The 6,622-nt window shown below is 73.5% G+C and carries 4 protein-coding genes; all 4 read left to right on the forward strand.

From position 1 onward, the window contains the following. The first annotated feature begins 60 nt into the window (after positions 1–60). The 4 genes from ACFV9H_RS36150 to cobT all read left to right on the forward strand — a co-directional run bounded on the left by ACFV9H_RS36150 (position 61) and on the right by cobT (position 6,505). A complete protein-coding gene (locus ACFV9H_RS36150; RefSeq protein ID WP_385407032.1) occupies positions 61–924 on the forward strand; it encodes a MetQ/NlpA family ABC transporter substrate-binding protein in 864 nt (287 codons plus the stop codon). 156 nt (positions 925–1,080) lie between these two features. Next, positions 1,081–1,761 (forward strand): GNAT family N-acetyltransferase, encoded by a 681-nt coding sequence (locus ACFV9H_RS36155; RefSeq protein WP_385407035.1) that lies wholly within the window; start codon positions 1,081–1,083, stop codon positions 1,759–1,761. A 79-nt stretch (positions 1,762–1,840) separates the two neighbouring features. After that, on the forward strand, positions 1,841–3,043 hold the full coding sequence (gene cbiE / locus ACFV9H_RS36160) for a precorrin-6y C5,15-methyltransferase (decarboxylating) subunit CbiE (protein WP_385407038.1): 1,203 nt from the start codon (positions 1,841–1,843) through the stop codon (positions 3,041–3,043). 228 nt (positions 3,044–3,271) lie between these two features. Next, positions 3,272–6,505: a nicotinate-nucleotide--dimethylbenzimidazole phosphoribosyltransferase gene (cobT, locus tag ACFV9H_RS36165; protein WP_385407041.1), complete on the forward strand. Its 3,234-nt coding sequence runs from the start codon at positions 3,272–3,274 to the stop codon at positions 6,503–6,505. Positions 6,506–6,622: the final 117 nt, after the last annotated feature.

Raw genomic sequence — 6,622 nt, forward strand, 5'->3', positions numbered from 1 at the left:
TGAGCCCGCACTTGTCGTGCTTGGGCCACCACCCACACAAATGCAAGAAAGGCACTCTTCGTGCGTAAGAACATCAAGCTCACCGCCCTCGCCGCCACCGCCTCCGCGCTCGCCCTCGGCCTCACCGCCTGCGGCAGCTCCTCGGACCCGTCCTCCACCAAGGCCGACGGCGGCAAGACCGACGAGAGCAAGCCGCTCGTCATCGCGGCCTCCCCGAGCCCGCACGCCGACATCCTGAACTTCGTCAAGGACAAGCTCGCGGCCAAGGAAGGCCTCAAGCTGGAGGTCAAGGAGTTCACGGACTACGTCCTGCCGAACACCGCCGCCGAGCAGGGCCAGGTCGACGGCAACTACTTCCAGCACAAGCCGTACCTCGACGACTTCAACAAGAAGAACAACACGCACATCGTGCCCGTCGTCGACGTGCACCTGGAGCCCCTCGGCCTCTACTCCAAGAAGGTCAAGGCCCTCACCGACATCAAGGCCGGCCAGACCATCGCCGTCCCCAACGACACCACCAACGAGGGCCGCGCGCTCCAGCTGCTCGCCGCGAACAACCTGATCACCCTCAAGGAGGGTGTCGGCACCAGCGCCAAGCTGTCCGACATCACCGACAAGAAGGGCCTGGAGTTCAAGGAGCTGGAGGCCGCCACGGTCCCGCGCGCCCTGAACGACGTGGACGCCGCCGTCATCAACGGCAACTACGCCATCGAGGCCAACCTGTCGCCCGCCAAGGACGCGCTGATCCTGGAGAAGGCCGAGGGCAACCCCTACGCCAACTTCCTCGCGGTCAAGGAAGGCAACCAGGACGACCCGCGGATCCAGAAGCTCGCCAAGCTCCTGAACTCCGACGAGGTCAAGAAGTTCATCGAGGAGAAGTACCAGGGCTCGGTCATCCCGGCCTTCGGCGCCCCGAAGTCCTGACCGACCGTTGAATTCCGGCCCCGCACCCCAGGTGGACGTGCGGGGCCGAGTTCTGCCCGCTTCCGGGCAACCCGGCCATGCGCTTCCCGAGGCCCATGCTGCATGCTGTGGCCTACGACCCACGCAAACGGTCCAGCAAAGGCGATGGAGCTGCGCATGACTACCACCTTCCCGGACGTCACCATCAGCACGGACCGGCTGGTGCTGCGCCCCTTCGAGGAAGACGACGTCACCGCGCTCACCGAGATGATGAACGACGAGAACGTCACCGCCTGGACCTCCGTGCCGCACCCCTACACCCAGGCGGACGCGCACTCCTGGGCCACCCGGCAGTCCCACGCCGAACGCACCGAGGGCCGCGGCATCGTCTTCGCCGTCACCGAGTTCCTCACCCAGCGCCTCGTCGGCATCGTCCACCTCCAGAACACCAACTGGCGCACCCGCGCCACCGAGGTCGGCTACGTCACCGCCCCGTGGGCCCGTGGCGAGGGCTACGCCAGCGAGTCCGTACTCGCCGTCGCCCAGTGGCTCTTCCGCGACCAGCGCTTCGAACGCCTCGAACTGCGCACCGCGGCCGACAACACCGCCTCCCAGCAGGTGGCCCAGAAGATCGGCTGCATCAGCGAAGGCGTCCTGCGCAACGCCTGGATAGTGCGCACGCAGACGCCCGACGGCACCTGGACCGACACCCGTACCGACCTCATCGTCTGGAGCCTGGTCCCCGAGGACCTCGACGAAGCCGACGAGTACGACAACACGTACGGATACGAGGACGACTACTCGTATCGACAGCGGGCCGACGCGAACGGCTACGCCGTCGGCGCCGACTGGAGCTGACCCGATGACCAGGTAGTCTCACCGTGCCCGACCCCACCCCGACGAAATTCGCCTGCCCCACACCAGGAGACTGACGACGATGGCCGACCGGGTCACGGTGATCGGCTGGGACGGCTCGACGCTGAACGCGGCCGCCCGGTCCGCGCTCTCCGCCGCCACTCTGGTGGCCGGCGCGGCCCACCACCTCGCACTCCCCGAGGTCCCGCCCACCGCGGAACGCATCCGCCTCGGCAGCCTCGGCCTCGCCGCCCGCCGCATCGCCGGCCACCGCGGCACCGCCGTCGTGTTCGCCGACGGAGACCCCGGCTTCTTCGGCGTCGTACGAACCCTGCGCGCGCCCGAACACGGCCTGGAGGTGGAAGTCGTCCCGGCCGTCTCCTCCGTCGCGGCCGCCTTCGCCCGCGCCGGGATGCCCTGGGACGACGCGCAGGTCGTCGTCGCCCACCGCCGCAGCCTGCGCCGCGCCGTCAACGTCTGCCGCGCCCACCCCAAGGTCGCCGTCCTCACCTCGCCCGGCGCCGGGCCCGTCGAACTCGCGCTGCTCCTCGAAGGAGTCCACCGCACCTTCGTCGTCTGCGAGGAACTCGGCACCGAGCGCGAGCAGGTGAGCGTCCTCACCTCCGACAAGGTCGCCGACCACAACTGGCGCGACCCGAACGTCGTCATCGTCATCGGCGGCGGGGGACAGGCCCCGGAGGCCGAACCGGGCTGGCTGCTCGGGCAGCGCCCCACCCCGGCCGCCGGCCGCGGCTGGGCCCGACCGCAGCCCGAGGCGGCGGAGGGGCAGTCCGCGCACCTGCGGGCCGCTCAGCTCGCCAGGCTCGGCCCCCGCACCGGCGACCTCGTCTGGGACATCGGCGCCGGAGCCGGCGGCGTGGCCGTGGACGCCGCCGCCTTCGGTGCGGCCGTCATCGCCGTGGACGCCGACCCCGACGCCTGCGAACGCGTAACTGCCGCCGCCCGCAAGCGCGGAGTGCAGGTCCAGGTCGTCACCGGGCGCGCGCCCCACGTACTGGAGGACCTGCCCGAGCCCGACGTCGTCCGCGTCGGCGGCGGCGGAGCCGAAGTGGTCGCGGCCGTCGCCGACCGGCGCCCCGAACGGATCGTCAGCCACGCCTCCACGCGCGACGAGGCGGAAGCCATCGGCCGGGCACTCACCGAACACGGGTACGCCGTCGAGTGCGCCCTGCTCCAGTCCGTCGGCCTGGACACCCGGACCTGGGCCGAACAGGACCGTTCCGTCGTGTTCCTGCTGGCAGCCGAACGCCCGGTGAACCGCTGACCCGGAGGCCGGGGTAGGCTGGCCGATCGTCGTACAGCCCAGGACGATTCGGGCATCACGGCACAGCCGGTACGCACGACGTGGCGCAGTCCACAGAGGACCGTGGCGGTTATGGCCGCCATGATGGCGAACGGGCGCGACAATGCTTACTGGTTGTCGCGCGGACCGTTCGTTCGTCACGTGGCGCCGGGCGATCGAAGAGGCAACACCGATGGGCGAGGGGTACGCATGACTGACACCGGCCAGGTCCCGGGCGAGGGTCACCCGGACAACGCGGGCATGGTGGATCAGCAGGGCATCCCCGCTCCGGTCCAGATCCCGGCACCGCTTCCCGCCGGCTACGCCTTCCAGGACCTCGTGGACGACCCGGCCGAGCCGGAGGACGAGGAACTCCTGCTGATGCCGAGCGGCCAGGGCGCGTGGAGCGACCCCCAGGTCGTCCCGCCGGCCCCCGAGTTCCCGGCCTACGGCACCGAGCAGTCCTACCCCGAGGCCCCGGTGTACACCGAGCCGGCCGCGTACCCCGAGTTCCCCTCCTACGGCGCCGGCGCGCACGAGGCGGGCGGGCGTGACTCCGGCGCGCTCGACCTCGGCGGGCTCACCGTCCCCTCCCCGGACCCCGTCCAGGGGTACCCCCAGCCCGCGGCCCCGGCCGCCGCCGCCCCGGTCCGCCGCCCGCTGCACATGGGTCCGCCCGTGCCCGAGGCGACCGGCGGGGTCGTACGCTCCCTCGCGGACCGCGGTCCGGCCGCGGCGCCGGCGCCCCTGCGCCGGCCCGGTCCGCCGACCACGGGCCCCGAGTACCTGGACATCCCGGCGGCCCCGGCCCCGCAGCTCACCGAGATCCCCCCGCAGGCCGGCGCCCCGTGGACCCCGCAGCCGCAGTTCGCCGAGCAGCAGCAGCAGCAGCAGCCGCAGCCGCCGCAGCCCGTGACGGAGGCCGCCCCGGCACCCGAGCCGCAGCCCGTCTTCGCTCCGGAGCCCGTGCCGGCGGCCCCCGCGGCCCAGGCCGAGCCGGTCCCGGCCCCCGCCGGCCCGGAGCCGCTCCCCGCCGCCCCGGCGGCGGTGGAGCTCCCGGCCGAGCCCACGGCCCTGCCCGTGGAACCCGCGCCGCTCCCGGCCGAGCCGACGGCCGCTCCCGCAGAAACGGTGGGCCGGCCCGCCGAGCCCGTATCCGCAGAGCCGGTTTCCGCCCAGGCGGCCGAGCCGGTCCCGGCGCAGGCCCTGCCGGCCGAGCCGGCTGCCGCCGAGCCGGTGTTCGCCGAGCCCGCGCCCGCGGAACCGGTCTCCGCCGAGGCGCTGCCCCCGGTGGCCGATCAGGCCGAACCCGTACCCGCCCCCCCGGCGGAGCAGATCGTCGAGCCCGTGGCAGAGGCACCGGCCGAGGCCGCCGATCCCGTGGCCACCGCCACGGCGGAGCCGGTGGCAGAGCCCGTGGCAGGGCCCGTCGCGGACGCACCGGCCGAGCAGGTCGCACCCGTACTTGTCGAGGCACAGCCCGAGGCGGTCCACCCCGCCGAGCCCGAGGCGGTCGAGCAGGCCGACCCCGCCGCGGCCGACGCGGCGCCGCAGGCCGACCAACTCGCTCCCGCCGGGCCGCAGGTCCCGTCCGAGCCCGCCGCGGTCGACGGGGCGCAGGCCGAGCCGCAGGTTCCGACCGAGCCCGCCGCGGTCGACGGGGCAGGCGACGGCGAGCCCGAGCCGCCGAACCCGGCCGAACCCGTCGTGGGCGACCCGGCTCCGGCCTACGACGACGCCGAGCGCGAGGCCGTGCTGCGCGTGATGCGCGAGCGCCGCGACATCCGCAAGGGCTTCCGTACCGACCCCATCCCGCACGAGGTGCTCCTCCGCGTCCTGGAGGCGGCCCACACCGCGCCCAGCGTCGGCCACTCCCAGCCCTGGGACTTCGTCGTCATCCGCTCCGCCGAGACCCGTCGGACGATGCACGAGCTCGCCCAGCGCCAGCGCGAGGCCTACGCGAACTCGCTGCCCAAGGCCCGGGCGAAGCAGTTCAAGGAACTCAAGATCGAGGCCATCCTCGACACCCCGGTGAACATCGTCGTCACCGCCGACCCGACCCGCGGCGGACGCCACACCCTCGGCCGGCACACCCAGCCGCAGATGGCCCCGTACTCCTCGGCCCTCGCCGTCGAGAACCTCTGGCTCGCCGCCCGAGCCGAAGGCCTCGGCGTCGGCTGGGTCAGCTTCTTCGACGAGCGCGAGATGGTCCGCGCGCTCGGCCTCCCGGAGCACCTGGAGGTCGTCGCGTACCTGTGCGTCGGCTACGTCGACGAGTTCCCCGAGGAGCCCGAGCTGGCCCAGGCCGGCTGGTCCCAGCGCCGCCCGCTCTCCTGGGTGGTCCACGAGGAGACGTACGGGCGCCGCGCCCTGCCCGGCGAGGAGCCGCACGACCTGCTCTCCGAGACGGTCGCCGGCATCCGCCCGCTCGACGCGAAGGCGCTCGGCGAGGCGTGGGAGCGGCAGAAGCGCATGACCAAGCCCGCGGGCGCGCTCGGCATGCTCGAAATCATCTCCGCGCAGCTCGCGGGCCTCTCCCGGGTCTGCCCGCCGCCGATCCCGGAGCCCGCGGCCGTCGCGATCTTCGCGGGCGACCACGGGGTCCACGCCCAGGGCGTCACCCCCTGGCCGCAGGAGGTCACCACCCAGATGGTGGCCAACTTCCTCGGCGGCGGCGCCGTCTGCAACGCCTTCGCCAACCAGGTCGGCGCGGAGGTCTGCGTGATCGACGTGGGCGTCGCGGGCGACCTGCCGGCCACCCCCGGCCTGCTGCCCCGCAAGGTCCGCCCGGGCACGGCGGACCTCTCCACCGGCCCGGCGATGACCCGCGAAGAGGCCGTCGCGGCCATCGAGGTCGGCATCGAGACGGCCCGCGACCTGGTCGCGGCGGGCAACAAGGCGCTGCTCACGGGCGAGATGGGCATCGCGAACACCACGGTTTCCGCGGCCCTCATCTCCGTCTTCACCGGGGTGGACCCGGCGGAGGTCACCGGCCGCGGCACGGGCATCAACGACGAGACCCACGCCCGCAAGGTCGAGGTCGTACGCCGCGCCCTGGAGCTCCACCAGCCGGACCCGGCGGACCCGATCGGCGTCCTGGCGGCGATCGGCGGCCTGGAGCACGCGGCGATCGTGGGCCTCCTCCTCGGCGGAGCCTCCCTCCGTACGCCGGTCATCCTCGACGGCGTGAGCGCGGGAGCCGCCGCGCTGGTGGCCCGTGCCATCGCCCCGGAGGCCCTCTCCGCCTGCATCGCCGGCCACCGCAGCGCCGAGCCCGGCCACGTCGCGGCCCTGAACAAGCTCGGCCTGCGCCCGCTGGTCGACCTGGACCTCCGCCTCGGCGAAGGCACGGGCGCGCTGCTGGCCCTCCCGCTGGTCCAGAGCGCGGCCCGCGCGATGCACGAGGTAGCCACCTTCGACTCCGCGGGCGTCACGGAAAAGTAGCCCCTTTGCCGACCGCCAGGCGCGGCTGGATTGCCCGCAGGGCAATTCCAGCCCCGCCGGCGTTTGAGGCGCGGGTCTGGGCGGAGCCCAGGGTGCCGCGCAGCGGCACATCCAGCC

This window comes from Streptomyces sp. NPDC059874 (assembly GCF_042731135.1).
GTDB lineage: Bacteria > Actinomycetota > Actinomycetes > Streptomycetales > Streptomycetaceae > Streptomyces.